Raw genomic sequence first — 16,893 nt, 5'->3', positions numbered from 1 at the left:
GATAAGCCTCCGACACGCGTCCAGCGATACCGTCATGCACAGAGCATCTGGATCATTACTACTTGCCTTCGTTTTTATTCTATTTGCTCCGCAAGTGCGGGCGCAGCAAATTCCGGCCGAAACGATTCAGGGAATGCTTCCGGCCCTACCGGCGGGGGCTCGCGCCATGCTTCACGCTCGCCTCAACTTCCGATAGTGCCGACCAGACGAGGGCGGCGGTGATTGGCGAGCGAGCTCTCGGCCGGCAGGGCGCGCAGCCAGTCGCGGAAGCTGACGATCTCGGGGCAATCTGCGGTGCCTTCAGGCGCGATCAGCCAATCGCCGAGGCCTGGTCCCTCATTGAGCCGGTCGAAGCGATAGCCCGGATGGTGGCCGAGACCGCGGGCGATGAGCAGGTCAACCTTGCCCTCGACCAATTCGTGCAGGCCGGCGGGCTGCAGCACCCGCAAACCGATGTCCGCATGCGCGCCGCGAAACTCTGCCAATCCGAGGCGGCGCAGATCGCAGCTGCCATGGACGCCCAATTGCAGCAGCACCGCGCCCGCCGGTTTCAATTGCGAGGTCGCATCCGCAATATGGCGAAAGCCATCGGATACCCCGGGCAGATAGGCCTGACCGGCCGCGGTGAGAATGAGTTGCTTATGCAGCCGCTCGAATAGCTGCACGCCGAGGCGCGCTTCGAGCGCTTTCACCTGCTGCCCCACGGCCGCAGGCGTCACATGCAGCTCGTGCGCGGCCAGCTTGAAGCTGAGATGCCGGGCGGCGGCCTCAAATGCGCGGAGCGCGTTGAGAGGTGGAAGGGTGTAGGTCATTGCAGTGCAGTTTGACACCGATGGGCCGTGGCCTTGCAATAGATTTTCTTGCGCTGAACCGCAGGAATGATGCTTTGCGAAGCAGTGATGCCGCCGGATACGGTCAGCCTGCAATCCGGAGAAACCCCATGCCGCGCCGAATCGATCATCTCGTCATTTGCGTCCACGATCTGGAACAGGCTGCGCTGGATTGGCAGACGCTGGGCTTCAACCTCACGCCGACCGGTGTGCACCCATTCGGAACAAGCAACCGCCTTGCGCAGTTCGCCGACAATTTTCTGGAGTTGCTGGCCGTCACCGACGATGCGTTGGTTCCTCCGGCCGCGCCGGGCCGCTTCAGCTTCGCGGCTCACAACCGCGATTTTCTTAGCCGCGCCGAAGGAATGTCGTTGCTGGCCTTGCACAGCACCGACGCCCATGCCGATGCAGCGCGCTTCAGGGCCGATGGCATCGGGACCTCCGCTCCGTTCGATTTCGGCCGTGACGCGGTGCTCCCGGGCGGAGACACGGCGCGCGTCGCGTTTTCGCTGGCCTTTGCCACCGATCCCGCCATGCCCGGGATCGCGTTCTTCACCTGCCAGCAGCGTCACCCCCCGGAACTGTTCTGGAAGGCGCAGTATCAGCGTCATCCCAACGGCGCCCTCCGCGTGGTCGAGGTGGTGATGTCGGTCGCGGAGCCGGCGGCGCATCGCGATTTTCTCGAGCGCCTCACGGAAGGTGCGGCCGAACTTGCGCCCGGGCGGCTGACGATTGGTGAGCGCTGCGATCAGATCACCTTGCTTGACCCGTCCGAGTTGGCGCGCCGGTTGCCGGGCCTCGCGAACAGCGCTTCGCCGCGCTTTTGCGCGGCGCGTCTGGCGGTCGCTGATCTGGATGCGACGAGGCGAACGCTGCAACATCATGGCGTCGGCTTCGAGATGACCGGTGCCATGCTGTTGGTACCACCCGCCACCGTGCATGGTGTGGCGCTCGAATTCGTCGAACAGGAGGCAAACTGACATGGCTCACATTGCCAGCCACAATCCCGCAACGGTCCACCCTCCCGCCGGCGGTTACAGCATGGGACTTGAACTAAGCCAGCATCGCCGCCTGCTGTTCATCAGCGGTCAGGTGCCTGAAAGATCCGACGGCACCGTGCCCGAAGGTTTTGACGCGCAATGCGAGCAGGCCTGGCGCAACGTGATCGAGGTGCTCGCCGCCGCTGGCCTTGGCGTCGAGCATCTGGTCAAGGTCACCACGTTCCTGACTGACCGGAATCAGGTCGTGACCAACCGCACCATTCGCGGCACGGTGCTCGGCGGACATCGGCCGGCGCTGACGGTCGTGGTCGTTGAGACCGTTGACAGCAAATGGCTGCTGGAGATCGAGGCGATCGCCGCGGCATGAAACCGGCTTCGCCGGCTTTGCAATGGGGCAACTATTTCAGGTGTCCAATGGTTGAGACCGTCCATCCCTTTTACGAGTCGCATCGCGGTGCAATGGAGGCCGCCATGCGCCATCGCCTCGACTTGGCCGAAGTGATGTTACGCGAGCGCGCGCAGCTATCCGAGATTGACGGGATCAGGCGGGATGTGATGGACGAATTCGAGATCGTGCTCACCCAAATGCCCTATGTCGGAGGTGCGACAAGCCGCATGAGCGACTTCTTCATGCGTCTCATGGGTTTCATGACCATCAGCCGGGTGCTGCGCCGACACGGCGTGCCGCTGTCCGTGATCGGAGAGATCGAGCGGGAAACCTACAAGGCGCAATTGCTGACCGTATCAGAAGCGGAACGTCTCGCCGCGGGGCGTCAATTCATGTCGTTGGAAAATCAGGCTTTGCTGCGCGAGCAGGCGACGCAAAGCGCCTCGGAAAGCCATCAGACAGAGTTTCCCGAGGATTTCGTCTACGATTTCGTCGAGCCGGGCCGAGGTGACGACTTTGAATTCGGCATCAACTACAAGGCTTGCGGCTTTTGCAAATTCGCGGCCCGCCATGGCGACAAGGACATCCTGCCGAACATCTGCGGGCTCGATTTCGACGCCTATGCGACGCGAGGCATCCGCCTGGAGAGGACACAAACGCTGGCGGGCGGCGCGAGCCACTGCAATTTCCGGTTCTCGCGGCTCCCGTCGGATTAGGTCGCCTCCGTCTCCACATCGTCATTGCGAGCGCAGCGAAGCAATCCAGGATCTCATCCGCGGTGGCAGTGTGGTTTGCTTCGCTGCGCTCGCGATCCGCAAAAGGTCGTCATGGCCGGGACAAGCCCGGCCATGACGGCACGCCAATCTACTCCGCCGCCTTCTCCCTCAGTCGCTGCGCGTAGACGTTGATGACGAGCGCCGCCAGCAGGATCAGGCCGCGGATCAGGATCTTCAGGAAACTGTCGATGTTGACGTGGTCGAGGCCGTTATTCAGGACACCGAGAACGAAAAGCCCGACGATGGTGTTGCCGATGCCACCGCGGCCGCCGAACAGGCTGGTGCCGCCGACCACGACCGCGGCGATGGAATCGAGCAGATAGGTGTCGAACTCGTTCTGCTGCGCGCTGCCGAAATGGGCGACCCCCAGCATGCCGCCGATGCCGGAGCAGACCGCCGAGATCACCATGACGGCGCCGAGGATGAGCTTGACGTTGAGGCCCGAATATTCGGCCGCCTCGCGATTGCCGCCAACCATGTAGACGTAGCGGCCGAAGCGGGTGTAGGTCAGCACCAGATGGCCGCCGAGCAGCATGACGGCTGCGACGATGACGATCCATGGGATGCCGCCGATCGATCCCGAGCCGAGCGTCGTGATCAGGCTCGGCACCTTGTAGGCGATCTGGCCGCGCACCAGCAGCGCCGAGATGCCGGCCGCAATCTGCATCATCGCCAAGGTCATGATGAAGGAGGGGATGCCGATCACGGTCAGCCCCAGCGCGTTGACGAGGCCGAGCAGGGCGCAAAGCAGGATGGCCAGCACGATCGCGACAGCGCCGGGCAGGGGCACATTGGCGATGTTGACGTAGGACTCTTGCAGGGTGAAGTAGGCGACCGCGATGCCGGTGACGTTGGCGATGCTGGCGATCGAGAGGTCGATCTCCGCGCAGAGGATCACGAAGGTGAGGCCGACGGCGATGATGCCGGTGACCGACACCTGGGTCAGGATGTTGCCGAGATTGTCCAGCGTGGCGAAGGAGGGGCTGGCAAGAGCGAAGAAGGCGGACAGGAAGATCAGTGTCAGGAACGGCGCGATGTTGCGCATCTGCGAGCGCAGGAAGGGCGCAACGCCACGCGGCCGCCGACCCGCCGCCAAAGCCGTCTCACTGCTCGCCATGGTGCTTCTCCGTCACGCCGCTTCCAGCAGGCGGTCCTTGCTGACCGGCTCGTTCGAAAATTCCCGCACCACCGCGCCGCGCTTGAGCACGAGGATGCGGTCGGCCAGCGACAGCACCGTTTCCGGCTCGGTCGACAGCACGATGATGGCGAGCCCCCTGGCGCGGAGGTCGCGGACGATGTTGATGACGTCGTTCTTGGCGCCGACATCCATGCCGCGGGTCGGCTCGCACAGCACCAGCAGCTTTGGCGGATAGGTCAGCCATTTTGCGAGCGCGACCTTCTGCTGGTTGCCGCCGGAGAGCATGCCGAGGTCGAGGCCGACCACCGGCGGCCTGATCTGCAACTGTTCGACCTGCCGCTTGGCGATGTCGCGCTCCTGCGCCGGCTTGAGCAGCAGGGCCGAGATGCGGTCCAAAATGCTGATCGAGATGTTCTTGTAGACCGGCTCCTGGTGGAACAGCATGGCGCGCCGGCTCTCCGGGACCAGCGCCACGCCGGCGCGCCGTGCCGCCGCCGTGCTCGCAAAGGTTCTTGCCCTGCCGTCGACGGCCAGCGTGCCGCCGTCCGGCTTCAGCTTGCCGAACAGGACGCGGGACAGTTCCTGCTGGCCGCAGCCCATGAAACCGTAGATGCCGAGCACCTCGCCGGCGCGGGCCTCGAAGGAGATGTCCTTCAGGCTGCGGGCCAGCGAAAGCTGATCAACTTTCAGCACCACCGAGCTCTCGCTCGGCCGCGGCAGCATGAGGTCATCCGTGTAGCTGTGCTCGAGCGCTTCGCCGGCGCGGCCGATCATGGCCTCGATCAGCGCGCCCTTGCTGGTGGCCGATGCCGTGGTCTCGGCGACCTTCCGCCCGTTGCGGAACACCGTCACGGTGTCGGATACAAGCAGGATGTCCTCGATGAAATGTGAGATGAAGACGATGCTGGTGCCTTGCTCGCGCAAGCGTCGGAGTGTGGAAAAGAGCCGCTCGACCTCGGGCGGAGAGAGCGCGGAGGTCGGCTCGTCCAGGATGACGATGCGCGCGCCGGAGAACAGCACGCGCGCGATCTCGATCAACTGCTGGAGCCCGATCGGGAGATCGCCGAGCCGCGACATCGGATCGACGTCGATGCCGAAACGGGCGAGCTGCTCGCCGGCCTCCCGCGCCATGCGCCGCCATTGCACCAGACCAAGCCGGTTGGTCGGCTGGTTGCCCAGGAACACGTTCTCGGCGACCGTCAGGTCGGGCGCGACAGAGAGCTCCTGATGCACCATGGCGATGCCGGCGGCGTGCGCATCGCGCGCCGAGCGGAAATGCGTCTCCTGTCCGTCGATCAGGAAACGGCCGGAGAATTCGGTGTGCACGCCGGCGATGATCTTCATCAGCGTGCTTTTTCCGGCGCCGTTCTCGCCGACGAGACCATGGATCTCGCCGGGAAGAAGCGCGAAGTCGACACCACGAAGCGCTTCGACGCCGCCGAAGCTCTTCGTGATGCCCTGGAGTTCCAGGATGGGCGAACGGACCTCAGGCATGGAGCCTCAGATCAGGAAATGATCCTGCATCCACTGCATTCCGGCGGCGTTGGCCTTGGTCACGACCGGGCCGTCGGTGACGACGTTCTTGGGGATGCCCTGTCCGCTCTTCTCGCCGCCGACCACGGCGGAAACGCCCGCGATGATCGCGCCGCCATGGATGCGGCAGGACGGATTGCGCACGGTCGCGAACATGCGCCCCTCGCTCACCGCCTGGATCGCCGGGGGCATGGCGTCGACGCCGCCGATCAGGATGTTGGTGCGGCCTCGCGCCTTCATGATGTTGGCGGCGGCGAGCGCCATGTCGTCATTGTGGAAGAACGCGGCGTCGATCTGCGGATATTTGGTCAGGTAGGTCTCCCAGAGCCGCGCGGTCTTGGAGACGTCCCAGTCGGCGGGCTGGGTGTCGAGCACCTCGATGCCGGGGAATTGCTTGACGACGTTGTTGAAGCCTTTCGCACGTCCCTGCGCGCCGGTATGGCCGAGCGCACCTTGCGTCATGATGATCTTGCCCTTGCCGCCCATCGCGTTGCACAGCGCCTGCGTCACCGAAGCGCCCATGAACTCGTTGTCGGGAGCGAGGAAAGAGTGGACGTTGATCTGGTCGAGCGGCGCGATCAACGTGTCCATGTCGATCACGGGCGTGCCGGCGTCGATCATCTTCTGCACGGGCTGGGTGAGGGTGCCGATGCCGAACGCCTGGATCGCGACGAAATCCCATTTCTGCGAGGCCATGTTGTCGATCGCCGCGCGCTGCTTGACCGCATCGAGCTGGCCGTCGAACCAGGTCACCTCGACATTGAACAGCTTGCCCCAGAATTCCGCGGCCTGCTTGCCCTGCGCGCACCAGGTCGCCTGGAGGCCCGCATTGGAGAACGCCGCCTTCAGCGGCTTCTCGGATCGTCCGACCTCGGCTGCCAATGCGGGGTTTATGCCCATGCTGCCGAGGATGGCAGTTGCGGCGCCGGCGGTCGCTGCCGCCTGAAGAAGATCGCGCCTCGTCGTCGAGAAATCTTTCGTCCCGGACATCGCTCGCTCCCATAAATTTTTCGTCGGCGCGTCATTGATTGCGCGACCGATGCGGAAAGTCTCTCACAATCGAGAAGTTCACGCCACCCAATCTGCAATCACGCGGGAAATCGCCGCGGGCCGCGTTGGTGCAGCGCAAAGCGTCAGGCCGGAATGCCGGCGAAGGCGTCGATATCGGCGAGCAGTCGATCCCAAGCGCGCGCGAGCTCCGGCGACCATTCATCTCCGAGGAGATCGCGCAGCGTATCCCTGATGACGGCGAAGAAGGCGATGAACAGGTCGCGCGGCGTGCCATAGCCATCGTGCGAGGCGGCTTCGCAGGCGATCAGCCGGAAATGCCCGCGACGCTCGCCTGCGAAGTCGAGGATCGCCTCGACCGTGAGCGCGAGCATTGATCCCTTCACGAGATCGCTGCCTTGCGAGCGGAACATCGCCTGGGTTTCGGGATGCTCTCTGAACAGACGTTGGTAAATGTGCGGCGTGAGATCCGTGCAGCGCGCCGCCGCGAGTTCAAAACTCTGTTCGATCGGATTGGAGGAGGGATTCATCGGCGTTGTCGCCACGCGCGCAAAAAAAGAGCGGGGCCCTAGCCCCGCTCGAAAATTGTGTCGACCCTATTATCCCCGATTCTAAGATTTGCTCTTGATTGACGGGGCGACGCTGCGTTTTGCGCGCCAGGGGCTCCTCCCGAGACTTGGACCACCAGACTTCGACCTCGCGGCGAGCCTGAGCAAGAGGGATGCTAGATCAACTTTTCTCACTTGTCATCATTTTCGGCAACGATTGTTCAAAATTAGAGCAGCTGACGAAATGATCGGGCTGCTTACCGTGTAACTATATGACAAATATAAGAAATCTGTGGAAAGCCGAGGCGGTTCGGCTGCCTCAAATGCCGGATGTCCTCCCGGGTGGGGCGCCCCGAGCACAGTTTTCCGGTCATTTGTTCCGGGCCAAGAAGGCGGCGGAACGGACCTCGACTCAGCCCCGGCGCGGTGTTTAGTTAGCAGACGAACGAACGGTTCGGCGGATGCGCGCAAGGCTGCAAAAATTCCTACCCATCGTCCTGCTCGCCCTGGTGATGCAGGTGCTGGCGCCGATTGCCGCCTGCCTCGCGGCGGGCCAGACCGTTGCCGATCCGCTCCAGACCGCCATCATCTGTCACAGCGCGAGCGACCAGGGCGGCCAGACCGATCCGACGGGCACGCCGACCGCGCATGCCGGTGCGTGCGCGCTATGTTGCCTGGCGCAGGCCAACGCGTCCTTCGATTCGCCGCCGCAGGCCGCACTCTCGATTCCCTTCCGCCACGCCGAACAAGTGGTGTGGCATGCGGCCGATGTATCCGTAGCCGCCACCCATAAGGGCTCAAGCGCCCAGGCGCGCGGGCCTCCCCACTTTTCCTGACGACCCTCGGTGTCGCCGCGGCACGTCCGCCGGCGATTGATGCTGTCAATTGGCCGGCGATGATGCCGGCGTCAGGGATGCCCCATGTTACGTTGTCATGCCCGCCGTGGCGTGAGCGTCGTTGCCGTCCAGGCCGCGCTGCTCGCGTCGTCGAGCGGCGTTTTCGCACAAACCAGCGACCGAGCGCTGCCGCCGGTGACGGTCGATGCGCCCGCGGCGGCCAAGCCGAAGCCGGTAATCCGGCCATCGCGACCTCGCTCTGCTTCCGCGGGTCACTCGACCAGGCCCGTTGCACGGAACGCAACCGTCAGCGCTCCGACCCAAAACAGGACAGCGACGGCGAGCGCAGCAAGGGACGATCTCAATCGGTCGCCGGCTGGTCAGACCTCGACGACCATCGATCGCAGTCAGTTCGACAACCGCCCCGCGTTTTCGGTCGGTGACGTCTTGCGGGACAGTCCGGGTATTTCGGTCAAGCAGGGGAACGGCCCCCGCGATTTCGGCATCTCGATTCGTGGATCCAACGCCCGGAACAGCTTTGGCATCCGTAATCTCGTGATCTTCGACGACGGCTTTCCGGTGACCCAGCCGGACGGCCTGTCGCGGAGCGACCTGATCGATCCGCACGCCTATGGCGCCATCGACGTGATCCGCGGCCCCTCGTCGGCGCTCTACGGCAACTATGCGACCGGCGGCGCACTCAATTTTCGAACGCGCCCGGGCGGCACGATCGACGGCGTCGAATACGGCGTCGATGGCGGCAGCTACGGCTACCTCAACAATTATCTGGCGGCCGGCAAGAAGGTCGGGAACTTCGAGGGCTCACTATTCGCAAGCGACGTGCGGGGCGACGGCTATATCGGCAACAGCTGGTTCAACACACAGACCGTCAACTTCCTCGGCACATTCAAGGCGACGCCGGACGACCGCTTCACGGTCAAGATCATCAACAATGACCTGAGCACGCGGTTGCCGATCCGGCAGTCGCTGAACCAGTACTATCAAAACCCGTTCCAGCAGGGCTGCGCGACCGGTGCCACGGCCGCCGCCGGGTGCGGAACGGTCACGCTGTTCAACAACGGCTTCAATGCAACCGCCGGAACCGACAAGGAGACGGCCGTGCAGGCTGGGCTCGGCCGCAACGACCGCCGAACCATCGTCGGTGGCCGGTGGGAGCACGATTTCGACAACACCACGACCTGGCGCAACCAGTTCGTCTTCGACGACAGGAACATCAACCAGCCGACTGGCACGACCAGCGCGATCGGAGATTTTCCGTCGTACAATTACATGAGCGATCTGACCAAGCGTGGTGAGATTCTCGGGATGGAATCGACCGCGTTCTTCGGCGCCTTCTACAATACGCTGACGGCGTCGAGCGACACGCGAAACGTGATGCCGGGCGGCAACGCGACGCTCGGCAGGCTGTCGAGCAATCTCTACAGCGAAACGACCAATTACGGTGTTCGCGCCCGGGAAGAGCTCAAGCTGACCACTTCGTTGACGGCCGTCGCCGGCGTCGGTTGGGAGACAACCCTCCTCAAGGGCATCAATACGGCTTATTCGTACGCCGGCCCCACTGGCATCACCACGACAACGCCAACGACCGCGGACCGGCAGTTTCAAAATACCGCACCAGAGCTGGCGCTGCTCTACAATCTCAACAACGAGTGGCTGTTCCGGGGACGGGTCGCCACGGGATACGGCACGCCGCAGGTTTCGAACCTGTTTGTCCTGGCGAATGGGCTGTCGGGCAACAATACACAGCTCCAGGCCCAGAAAAATCTGGGCTACGATCTCGGTTTCGACTGGACACCGAACAACACGCTCAAGGTCAGCGCGACCGGCTTCTACGAGTTCTTCCGCGACGAACTCGTATCGCAGGCAACGCCTGTCAATTCACCCAACACGAGCTATACGTTCAACGCACCGCGCTCGGAGCATCGCGGCATCGAGCTCGCGGCTGACTGGAAGTTCTATCCGGGCTGGCGGTTCACGGCGGCGTACACCTATCTCGACGAGGTCTACACCGAGTATGTCGAGAACATCACCAATGGCGCGGTGTTCAGCTTCAATCGGGCCGGCAACAAGATCCCCGGCATCTCGCCCAACGAGCTGACGGCCCGGGTCGGTTACGACGAGTTTGCCGGGCCGCTGGCTGGCCTTGGAGGCTTCGTGGAGGTCCAGTGGAAGGACTCCTTCTACATGGACAATGCAAATCTGCTGAAGGCGCCGGGTTACGAACTGGTCAATGTGAACGTCCACTACAAGACCGACCTGGTGTCCGACACCTTTAGATCCCTGAACCTGTTTCTCGAAGTCAGGAACGTGTTCGACCGCACCTATGTTGCCTCGGCAAACAACATCGCCAATACGGTGACGGCGGCCGGCCTTCAAAATCCTGCGAGCGTGCTCGCAAACACGACTGGATCGATCTACGCGGGCTCGCCGCGCCTGTTCGTTGCAGGTATGAAGGTGGCGTTCAGATGATGCGGGCTCTCGAAGGGAGTAGGGCCATGGTCCGAACTGGCTTGCTCGGGATAGTCGCTTTCGCGCTCCTGCCGGGCCTGGCGCTGGCGCAGATGCATGGTCAGCATGCATCCGAAGCCGCGTGCGAAGAGCCGACGCTGCGTTGTGCAAGCAAGGTGACGCCGGCCTTCGGTCCGGACGGGACGCTGTGGCTTGTCTGGATGGCGGGCGGGCAGGTCTCCGTCGCAAGTTCGCAGGATGCAGGGCGCAGCTTCTCGACGCCCAGCCAGGTTACGACGAAGAGGCTGAATCTTGATTGGGGGCCGGATGCGCGGCCGAAGATCGTGGTCGATCGCAAGGGCGGCATCGCCGTCGCATTCTCGATCTTCAGGGATGAGGCCTTCAACGGCCAGGTGCTCTATACGCGCTCGGCTAATAATGGGAAGAGCTTTGCGGAGCTGAAGCCCATCACCGCCAACAATGAGAGCCAGCGGTTTGAGGCGCTGGCGCTCGATCAGGACGGAACGGTGTTCGCGGCTTGGCTCGACAAGCGCAATCGTGTTCCTGCGAAGGAGGCGGGACGGAAGTACGAGGGAGCAGGGCTGTTCTTCGCCTCGTCGCGCGATGGCGGCGCCACCTACGCCGAGGCCAGTCTCGCGCGTGACAACACCTGCGAATGCTGCCGATTGGGGCTGACATTCGCGGCGCCGGGGCGGCCGGCCGTGATCTTCAGAAACATTTTTGACGGCGGCGTGCGCGATCACGCGGTCATGACCTTCACCGACGTCTCGACGCCGGCCGAAATCCATCGGGTCAGCGATGACGACTGGCAGATCAACGCCTGCCCGCATCACGGGCCGAGCCTGACGGTTGCGCCGAACGGGACCTATCACGTCGCCTGGTACACGAACGGGAAGGCGCGGAAGGGACTGTTCTACGCCCACTCGCGCGACGAAGGTCGCACCTTCTCTGCGCCCATGGCGCTGGGGCAGCCGGGCCGCAATCCGACGCGTCCTTACGTGCTCGCAGGCGCGGCGGGAACGGTGATGGTCTGGAAGGAGTTCGACGGCGAGAAGACCTCGGTCCAGATGACGATCTCCCGCGACGATGGCGAGACGTGGTCGCCGACGAAGACGATATCGAGCACGACCGACACATCCGATCATCCCATGCTCGTTTCCGATGGCCGACGGGTCTATTTGTCATGGATGACGAAGGCGGATGGCTATCGGCTCACAGCAATCGAGGACCAGCCATGAGACATCGATTTGCAGGCATTCTGGGTCTGGGTATCCTGATCGCGTCAGCGGCTACGCTGGGAGCAGCGTCGCCGGCCCTGAAACCGTTCGAGCGCGGCACCTGGCAAGGCGTTCTCAAGGGGCATGCGGGCCGCCCAACGCTCGTGCATTTCTGGGGCGTGACCTGCGGACCCTGCAAGGTTGAGCTGCCATTGCTGGGGCAGTTTGCGAAGGACCATCCCGGGATCGACGTGGTCACGATCAGCGCCGATCTCGTGCCGAACCTGCCGGCAGCAACGCAATCGATGCTCGACAAGGCGGGGCTGTCGTCGACCGAGAACTTCATCTTCAGCGACGGTTTTGTCGAGCGTTTGCGATTCGAGATCGATCCTGCCTGGCAGGGCGACATTCCAAGGACGATGCTCATCTCGCGGGACGGGACCATCACGACGATCGAAGGCTCGGCCGAGATAGCCGATCTCGAAAAATGGTCGGGCCAACAGCTCGCCACACACTGAAATTCAATCTGCAAACGGGAATACCGATATGAAGACCATGTTGAAAGATGTGCTGCTCGCAGCGTTCGCTCTCGCGCTCTGCGCAGCACCAGCGGTGGCCGAGGACGTCAAGGCCGGCGATCTCGTCATCTCGCAGGCGTGGAGCCGGGCAACGCCGGGCGGCGCCAAGGTCGCCGGCGGTTATCTGACCATCGAGAACAAGGGGACGGCGGCCGACAGGCTGGTCAGCGTTTCCGCCGAGATCGCGGGGAAGGCCGAGGTTCACGAGATGGCGATGGACAACGGTGTGATGAAGATGCGTGCGCTCGACAAGGGGCTTGCGATCGATCCCGGCAAGACGGTGAAGCTCGCACCCGGCGGCAATCATTTGATGCTTCAGGAACTGAAAGGTCCGTTCAAGCAGGGCGACAAGGTGCCGGTGACGCTGGAGTTCGAGAAGGCCGGCAAGGTCGCCGTCTCCCTCGACGTCCAGGGCGTCGGTGCGCAGGCGCCCGGCGACGCCGGACACATGATGAAGAAAATGCCGGATCATTCGGGAATGAAGATGTGATGAAGCGGATCAAGTCTCACATGACCTCGCCTCGAATCCTCGCCGGCCTTGCGCTCGCAGTGGTCGCCTTGCTGTCGGTTGCCGTCACACCGCTTGCGGCGGCGACCGACGACGACAGCTTCTTCACCCATCTGCACACCGAGAAGGCGATGGCCAACGTCACGGTCTCGCCGGGCCGCGCCGGCCCGGTGGAGATCGCCATCCAGCTGGAAACGACGGACGAGACGCCGCTCTCGGCCAAGGCCGTGTCGGTGACGCTCGTGGATACGCAGACCGGCAGGAAGCTGGCGCCGGTCGAGGCCTCGCGCGACGGCGAGGACAGCTGGCATGTGAAGGTCGCGCAATTAACGCCTGGACGCTGGATGCTAGGTCTCGGAATTTCGATCTCCGAGGCCGATCATGTCAGCGTGGAATCGCCGATCCTGATCAAATGATGATGTCGAAGGGGCCGAACATGTCGAAGAGATCCTGCCTGATCCTGATCGCGGCGCTCGCCGCATCGCCGGCCGCGGCGCATATCACGCTTGAGACCAAACAGGCGACAGTCGGATCGTACTACAAGGCCGTCTTCGCCGTGCCGCACGGCTGCGCGGGTTCGCCCACGGTGAAGATCAGGGTGCAGATTCCGGAAGGCGTGATCGCGGTGAAGCCGATGCCGAAGGCGGGCTGGAGCGTCGATGTCGTCGAAGGCAAATATGCCAATGAGTACGATTATCACGGCAACAAGCTCTCTTCCGGCGTCAAGGAGGTGGCCTGGTCCGGCGGCAAGCTGCCGGATCACAATTACGACGAGTTCGTCATCAGCAGCTTCCTCACCGGCGGCCTGAAGCCGAACACGACGCTGTATTTCCCCGTCGTCCAGGAGTGCGAGACCGGCGTCAGCCGGTGGATCGAAATCCCGGTGGAAGGGGCAGGGCATTCGCACGAGGGCAAGTCCGAGGGCAAGTCGCCGGCACCGGGCGTGAAGCTCCTGCCAAAGCCCTGATGCGCCTTCTCGCCGCGCTCGCGACACTCCTCTGCGTTGTCGGCTTCACGACCGGCGCGTCGGCGCACGCCGCGCTCGTCGCAGTCGAGCCGGCGAGCGGCAGCATGCTTGCGAGCGCGCCGAAGGCGGTGGAGCTGCGCTTCAACGAGGCGGTGACGCCGGGCGCAATCCAGTTGATCGACGGCGCGGGCAGGGCGCGGGACGATGCGCGCGTCAGCGCGTCGGGCGAGACCATCTCGGTCGTGATGCCGCCGGATCTGCCGCAGGGCACGGCGGTCGTCAGCTATCGCGTGATCTCGCAGGACGGGCATCCCGTCGCGGGATCGGTGATCTTCTCGATCGGCACGCCGACGGGGACGCAACCTCCTGCCAATGCGGATCGCGGGTTGAACGTGCTGATCTGGCTGGCGCGGGTTGGTCTTTATCTCGGGCTGTTCGTCGGTGTCGGCGGCGTGTTCTTTGCGCGCTGGATTGCGTGGTCGACGACGGGCATGACCGTGCCGCGTGTAGCGCTCGCCATCGGCATTCCGAGCGCCGCTGTCTCTCTCGGGGTGTTGGGCCTCGATCTTCTCGGGCTGCCGCCAGTTGCACTCGCGACGGCCGCCCCCTGGAAGGTCGCGTTCGCGACCAGCGCCGGCCCCGCGCTGCTGGTTGCGATTGCTGCGATGCTGCTCGGGTTGATGGCGCTGCGCAGCGCATGGTATGCGCGCGCCCTTGCGATCATCGCGCTCGTCGGCGTCGGTCTGTCGCTTGCCATGACCGGGCACGCTGCAACGGCCCCGCCGGAGGCGTTGACCCGGCCGGCGATCTTTCTCCACGGCCTCGGCGTCACCATCTGGATCGGTGCTCTCGCGCCGCTGGTCGCGCTGGTGTCGAGGCCGACGATCGCGGCGCTTCCCGTCGTGAACCGCTTTTCCCGCATCGCTGCGCTGGCGGTCGGCGTGCTGGCCTTGACCGGCCTCGCACTCGCGACCGTTCAGCTCGAAAAGCCGGTCGCGCTGGTCGAGACCCGCTACGGACTGATCCTCTCGATCAAACTTGTATTGGTCACAGGATTGCTGGCGCTTGCCGCGCTCAATCGGTTCAGGCTGACACCGGCGCTGGCCCGGGACGAGAAGGGGACGCCCGCGCTCAAGCGCTCGATCCTGCTGGAAGGTGCGATTGCGCTGGTCATCCTTGCCGTCGTCGCCGGCTGGCGTTTCACGCCGCCGCCGCGGACCATCGTTCCCGAGACGCCTTTGGCGATCCACATCCATTCCGACAAGGCGATGTTCCAGGTTCTGGTGTCTCCTGGGAAAGCCGGCGTCGACGATTTCGTGCTCCAGCTCATGACCGGCGAGGCGACGCCGCTGATCGCGAAGGAGGTCACGCTGACCCTGAGCCTGCCGGAGCGCGGCATCGAGCCGATGGAGCGGGGCGCCTCGCTCGGGCCGGACGGCTACTGGCACGTGCGGAAGGTCGAGCTTCCTTTTGCGGGGCGGTGGCATGTGCGGATCGACGCGCTGGTGACCGATTTCGAGAAGGTCACGCTGGAGGACGAACTCGATGTGGGGCTGCCTTAAGGCGCGCCGGTGCGGTTCACGTTGAACGTGAAGGCAGCGGAAAAATGACAGGAATTCCGCCGCCTTAGCGGCTTTTCCTCATTCCCGGTCTTGTGTTTTCGCTCCCAATCCGCTTTCACTGCAGGCGATCACTGATTCCCAGAGTGTTGCCATGCGGTTGTCGCGGTTCTTTCTGCCCATCCTGAAGGAAAATCCGAAAGAGGCGGAGATCGTCTCGCATCGGCTGATGCTGCGCGCCGGCATGATCCGGCAGGAGGCGGCCGGCATCTATGCCTGGCTGCCGCTCGGCTTCCGCGTCTTGAAGAAGATCGAGCAGATCGTGCGCGAGGAGCAGGACCGCTCCGGCGCGCTGGAACTGTTGATGCCGACGCTCCAGCTCGCCGACCTCTGGCGCGAAAGCGGCCGCTACGACGCCTACGGCCCGGAGATGCTGCGTATCGCCGACCGCCACAAGCGCGAGCTCCTGTACGGGCCGACCAACGAGGAAATGATCACCGAGATCTTCCGCGCCTATGTGAAGTCCTACAAGAGCCTGCCGCTCAATCTCTATCACATTCAATGGAAATTCCGTGACGAGCAGCGTCCGCGCTTCGGCGTGATGCGCGGCCGCGAATTCCTGATGAAGGACGCCTATTCGTTCGATCTCAACGAAGCGGCCGCGCGCGTTGCCTACAACAAGATGTTCGTCGCGTACCTGCGCACCTTCGCGCGGATGGGGCTGAAGGCGATCCCGATGCGGGCCGAGACCGGGCCGATCGGCGGTGACCTCAGCCACGAATTCATCGTGCTCGCCGAGACCGGCGAATCCGGCGTCTTCATCAATCGCGACGTGCTGGACCTGCCGGTGCCGGGCGAGGATGTCGACTATGACGGCGATCTGACCCCGATCATCAAGCAGTGGACGTCGGTCTATGCCGCCACCGAGGACGTTCACGACGCCGCGCGCTTCGCGCAGGAAGTGCCCGAAGACAAGCGGCTGAACACCCGCGGTATCGAGGTTGGCCAGATCTTCTATTTCGGCACCAGATATTCCGAGGCGATGAAGGCGCTGGTGGCCGGCCCCGACGGCGTCGACGTGCCGATCCATGGCGGCTCCTACGGTGTCGGCGTCTCGCGCCTGCTCGGCGCCATCATCGAAGCCTGTCACGACGATGCCGGCATCAAATGGCCGGAGGCGGTGGCGCCGTTCCGCGCGGTGGTGCTGAACCTCAAGCAGGGCGATGCCGCGGTCGATGCGGCCTGCGAGAAGCTCTATGCCGAGCTCGGCGCCAAGGGCGTCGACGTGCTCTATGACGACACCGACCAGCGGGCCGGCGCCAAATTCGCCGCCGCCGACCTGATCGGCATCCCCTGGCAGATTATGATCGGGCCGAAGGGCCTCGCCGACGGCAAGGTCGAGCTCAAGCGGCGCAGCGACGGCTCGCGCGAGACGATGTCGCCTGCGGATGCGGTCGCCCGCCTGCTCGGCTGAATATTGTTCATCGCGCGATGTCGAGGCCGCCAATCCGGCCAC

At 63.9% G+C, this 16,893-nt stretch carries 17 protein-coding genes; 12 read left to right on the top strand and 5 right to left on the bottom strand.

Annotated elements, in window-relative coordinates; translation table 11 throughout:
* Positions 1-182 precede the first annotated feature (182 nt).
* Positions 183-812: a LysR family transcriptional regulator gene (locus tag ACXJMY_RS15045; RefSeq protein ID WP_456620126.1), complete on the bottom strand. Its 630-nt coding sequence runs from the start codon at positions 810-812 to the stop codon at positions 183-185.
* A gap of 128 nt (positions 813-940) precedes the next feature.
* Here ACXJMY_RS15045 and ACXJMY_RS15040 point away from each other — a divergent pair, with 128 nt between their 5' ends.
* Genes ACXJMY_RS15040 through ACXJMY_RS15030 form a run of 3 tightly spaced genes read left to right on the top strand, consistent with a single transcriptional unit; the run spans position 941 to position 2,935 of the window.
* Positions 941-1,810: a VOC family protein gene (locus tag ACXJMY_RS15040; RefSeq protein WP_456620125.1), complete on the top strand. Its 870-nt coding sequence runs from the start codon at positions 941-943 to the stop codon at positions 1,808-1,810.
* Position 1,811: 1 nt separating this feature from the next.
* Positions 1,812-2,198, top strand: coding sequence for a RidA family protein (locus ACXJMY_RS15035; protein WP_456620124.1), 387 nt, complete (start codon positions 1,812-1,814; stop codon positions 2,196-2,198).
* Positions 2,199-2,245: 47 nt separating this feature from the next.
* Positions 2,246-2,935 carry an L-2-amino-thiazoline-4-carboxylic acid hydrolase gene (locus tag ACXJMY_RS15030; protein WP_456620123.1) on the top strand — a complete coding sequence of 230 codons (690 nt, stop codon included), beginning with the start codon at positions 2,246-2,248 and terminating at the stop codon, positions 2,933-2,935.
* Positions 2,936-3,083: 148 nt separating this feature from the next.
* Here ACXJMY_RS15030 and ACXJMY_RS15025 read toward each other — a convergent pair whose 3' ends face one another.
* The 4 genes from ACXJMY_RS15025 to ACXJMY_RS15010 all read right to left on the bottom strand — a co-directional run bounded on the left by ACXJMY_RS15025 (position 3,084) and on the right by ACXJMY_RS15010 (position 7,204).
* Entirely contained in the window at positions 3,084-4,112 is a 1,029-nt protein-coding gene (locus tag ACXJMY_RS15025) for an ABC transporter permease (RefSeq protein ID WP_456620122.1), read from the bottom strand.
* Positions 4,113-4,124: 12 nt separating this feature from the next.
* A complete protein-coding gene (locus tag ACXJMY_RS15020) occupies positions 4,125-5,627 on the bottom strand; it encodes a sugar ABC transporter ATP-binding protein (protein ID WP_456620121.1) in 1,503 nt (500 codons plus the stop codon).
* Between the two features lie 6 nt (positions 5,628-5,633).
* Positions 5,634-6,656: a sugar ABC transporter substrate-binding protein gene (locus ACXJMY_RS15015; RefSeq protein ID WP_007610940.1), complete on the bottom strand. Its 1,023-nt coding sequence runs from the start codon at positions 6,654-6,656 to the stop codon at positions 5,634-5,636.
* Positions 6,657-6,799: 143 nt separating this feature from the next.
* Positions 6,800-7,204 carry a globin gene (locus ACXJMY_RS15010; protein WP_456620120.1) on the bottom strand — a complete coding sequence of 135 codons (405 nt, stop codon included), beginning with the start codon at positions 7,202-7,204 and terminating at the stop codon, positions 6,800-6,802.
* Positions 7,205-7,683: 479 nt separating this feature from the next.
* On the opposite strand from ACXJMY_RS15010, the gene ACXJMY_RS15005 reads away from it, so the two are divergent.
* The 9 genes from ACXJMY_RS15005 (at position 7,684) to proS (ending at position 16,851) form a co-directional block, all read left to right on the top strand.
* Positions 7,684-8,058, top strand: coding sequence for a DUF2946 domain-containing protein (locus tag ACXJMY_RS15005; protein ID WP_456620119.1), 375 nt, complete (start codon positions 7,684-7,686; stop codon positions 8,056-8,058).
* A gap of 84 nt (positions 8,059-8,142) precedes the next feature.
* Positions 8,143-10,548 (top strand): TonB-dependent receptor family protein, encoded by a 2,406-nt coding sequence (locus ACXJMY_RS15000; protein WP_456620118.1) that lies wholly within the window; start codon positions 8,143-8,145, stop codon positions 10,546-10,548.
* Positions 10,549-10,574: 26 nt separating this feature from the next.
* Positions 10,575-11,786, top strand: a complete 1,212-nt coding sequence (locus tag ACXJMY_RS14995; protein ID WP_456620117.1) for an exo-alpha-sialidase — start codon at positions 10,575-10,577, stop codon at positions 11,784-11,786.
* Positions 11,783-12,283, top strand: coding sequence for a TlpA family protein disulfide reductase (locus tag ACXJMY_RS14990; RefSeq protein WP_456620227.1), 501 nt, complete (start codon positions 11,783-11,785; stop codon positions 12,281-12,283). Before ACXJMY_RS14995 ends, ACXJMY_RS14990 begins: the two co-directional genes overlap by 4 nt.
* A 28-nt stretch (positions 12,284-12,311) precedes the next feature.
* Entirely contained in the window at positions 12,312-12,833 is a 522-nt protein-coding gene (locus ACXJMY_RS14985; RefSeq protein ID WP_456620116.1) for a copper chaperone PCu(A)C, read from the top strand.
* 20 nt (positions 12,834-12,853) lie between these two features.
* The gene (locus tag ACXJMY_RS14980; protein WP_456620115.1) at positions 12,854-13,267 is read left to right on the top strand and encodes a hypothetical protein; all 414 of its coding nucleotides are present in this window, start codon (positions 12,854-12,856) and stop codon (positions 13,265-13,267) included.
* Between the two features lie 20 nt (positions 13,268-13,287).
* The gene (locus ACXJMY_RS14975) at positions 13,288-13,818 is read left to right on the top strand and encodes a YcnI family copper-binding membrane protein (protein WP_456620114.1); all 531 of its coding nucleotides are present in this window, start codon (positions 13,288-13,290) and stop codon (positions 13,816-13,818) included.
* Complete coding sequence (locus ACXJMY_RS14970) at positions 13,818-15,380, top strand: copper resistance CopC/CopD family protein (protein ID WP_456620113.1); 1,563 nt, start codon at positions 13,818-13,820, stop codon at positions 15,378-15,380. The genes ACXJMY_RS14975 and ACXJMY_RS14970 overlap by 1 nt, the downstream gene beginning before the upstream one ends.
* 151 nt (positions 15,381-15,531) lie before the next feature.
* On the top strand, positions 15,532-16,851 hold the full coding sequence (gene proS / locus ACXJMY_RS14965; protein ID WP_456620112.1) for a proline--tRNA ligase: 1,320 nt from the start codon (positions 15,532-15,534) through the stop codon (positions 16,849-16,851).
* The last annotated feature ends 42 nt before the right edge of the window (positions 16,852-16,893 follow it).

The sequence above is a fragment of the Bradyrhizobium sp. P5_C12 genome (genome assembly GCF_054049735.1).
The sequence above is the reverse complement of the archived record's forward strand: the minus strand, read 5'-3'. Positions and strand labels throughout refer to the sequence as shown.

What these genes read in the sequence shown, in the direction of transcription:
- ACXJMY_RS15045 (WP_456620126.1), bottom strand. Translation starts at nt 812, where the DNA reads ATGACCTACACCCTTCCACCTCTCAACGCGCTCCGCGCATTTGAGGCC.
- ACXJMY_RS15040 (WP_456620125.1), top strand. Translation starts at nt 941, where the DNA reads ATGCCGCGCCGAATCGATCATCTCGTCATTTGCGTCCACGATCTGGAA.
- ACXJMY_RS15035 (WP_456620124.1), top strand. Translation starts at nt 1,812, where the DNA reads ATGGCTCACATTGCCAGCCACAATCCCGCAACGGTCCACCCTCCCGCC.
- ACXJMY_RS15030 (WP_456620123.1), top strand. Translation starts at nt 2,246, where the DNA reads ATGGTTGAGACCGTCCATCCCTTTTACGAGTCGCATCGCGGTGCAATG.
- ACXJMY_RS15025 (WP_456620122.1), bottom strand. Translation starts at nt 4,112, where the DNA reads ATGGCGAGCAGTGAGACGGCTTTGGCGGCGGGTCGGCGGCCGCGTGGC.
- ACXJMY_RS15020 (WP_456620121.1), bottom strand. Translation starts at nt 5,627, where the DNA reads ATGCCTGAGGTCCGTTCGCCCATCCTGGAACTCCAGGGCATCACGAAG.
- ACXJMY_RS15015 (WP_007610940.1), bottom strand. Translation starts at nt 6,656, where the DNA reads ATGTCCGGGACGAAAGATTTCTCGACGACGAGGCGCGATCTTCTTCAG.
- ACXJMY_RS15010 (WP_456620120.1), bottom strand. Translation starts at nt 7,204, where the DNA reads ATGAATCCCTCCTCCAATCCGATCGAACAGAGTTTTGAACTCGCGGCG.
- ACXJMY_RS15005 (WP_456620119.1), top strand. Translation starts at nt 7,684, where the DNA reads ATGCGCGCAAGGCTGCAAAAATTCCTACCCATCGTCCTGCTCGCCCTG.
- ACXJMY_RS15000 (WP_456620118.1), top strand. Translation starts at nt 8,143, where the DNA reads ATGTTACGTTGTCATGCCCGCCGTGGCGTGAGCGTCGTTGCCGTCCAG.
- ACXJMY_RS14995 (WP_456620117.1), top strand. Translation starts at nt 10,575, where the DNA reads ATGGTCCGAACTGGCTTGCTCGGGATAGTCGCTTTCGCGCTCCTGCCG.
- ACXJMY_RS14990 (WP_456620227.1), top strand. Translation starts at nt 11,783, where the DNA reads ATGAGACATCGATTTGCAGGCATTCTGGGTCTGGGTATCCTGATCGCG.
- ACXJMY_RS14985 (WP_456620116.1), top strand. Translation starts at nt 12,312, where the DNA reads ATGAAGACCATGTTGAAAGATGTGCTGCTCGCAGCGTTCGCTCTCGCG.
- ACXJMY_RS14980 (WP_456620115.1), top strand. Translation starts at nt 12,854, where the DNA reads ATGACCTCGCCTCGAATCCTCGCCGGCCTTGCGCTCGCAGTGGTCGCC.
- ACXJMY_RS14975 (WP_456620114.1), top strand. Translation starts at nt 13,288, where the DNA reads ATGTCGAAGAGATCCTGCCTGATCCTGATCGCGGCGCTCGCCGCATCG.
- ACXJMY_RS14970 (WP_456620113.1), top strand. Translation starts at nt 13,818, where the DNA reads ATGCGCCTTCTCGCCGCGCTCGCGACACTCCTCTGCGTTGTCGGCTTC.
- proS (WP_456620112.1), top strand. Translation starts at nt 15,532, where the DNA reads ATGCGGTTGTCGCGGTTCTTTCTGCCCATCCTGAAGGAAAATCCGAAA.